This is a genomic window from Bartonella sp. MR168JLCBS, assembly GCF_042194175.1.
On sequence record NZ_JBHIMP010000238.1, the window covers coordinates 1 to 864 of the forward strand.

The 864-nt window shown below is 41.4% G+C and carries 1 protein-coding gene and 1 pseudogene; one reads left to right on the forward strand and one right to left on the reverse strand.

The window, feature by feature from the left end; all coding sequences use genetic code 11:
* The first annotated feature begins 1 nt into the window (after window position 1).
* The gene (locus ACFIK8_RS10605) at window positions 2-571 is read left to right on the forward strand and encodes a BA14K family protein (protein WP_375669404.1); all 570 of its coding nucleotides are present in this window, start codon (window positions 2-4) and stop codon (window positions 569-571) included.
* A 51-nt stretch (window positions 572-622) separates the two neighbouring features.
* On the opposite strand, the pseudogene ACFIK8_RS10610 reads toward ACFIK8_RS10605, so the two are convergent.
* Window positions 623-769: pseudogene (locus ACFIK8_RS10610) on the reverse strand (MBL fold metallo-hydrolase); the annotation flags it as partial.
* Window positions 770-864: the final 95 nt, after the last annotated feature.

Here is an 864-nt window from a genome sequence, read left to right on the forward strand (position 1 = left end):
GATCAGGTTAGCGGTATTATCAGCAATGTCAACTGCAACCGTTTTCATGCCGCTAAATGCAACGCTTGCGGATATGGTACGGTATCAAATGAGTGAAATGAAGAGGGAGGCTGGTTTACCGTCTCGCAATTTTAGCTCCCATTCTTTTCATAGTAAACATCACTCTTTTGATGATCCCCACAAGCGTCATTATTTCAGCCAGACATGGAGAGAACAACATCAGCATCACGTTGAAAGCAAGACATATCATTATGTCGAACGCAAAAAGACAAAACACAGTAATATTCAAGGAAATGCTTTAGCATTGGGCATTCTTGCTCTTGCAGCAGGTGCAGTTCTTAGTAAAGTTTTTAAAAAACCAGAACAGCCACAAATTGTCTATCAAGACGCACCACAAAATCAGGTGATTTATCAAGTGCAGCAAACGGTGGAATATGAGCCAGTACAACAATCATCAGAATCTGATTGGCTTCAATATTGCAAGAAAAAATACCGTTCCTTCAACCCTAAAACAGGGACTTTTCGAGGCAGTGATGGCTTAAATCATGTCTGCTATGCTCCAGTAAATTGAATTAACATTGAGAAAAGCCCGCTCTAAAGCGGGTTTTTTATGCCCTCCCCCTTAGATCTTTTGAAGAAAAGGATTCCATTGGCGTTCATAGCCTATGTTACTTTTGGGACCATACCCACAGATAAAATAAACGTCGTCGCCTAAGGACAAAACTTTTTCTCGAAGGGATTGCATCAATTTTTCATGGAAACACAATGGGATGCCATGCGCCCACAGACTATTGCCGTCTCTGCAACACCAGGACGCTGGGAAATAGAACAATCTCATGGCACTTTTGCAGAACAAATTATTCG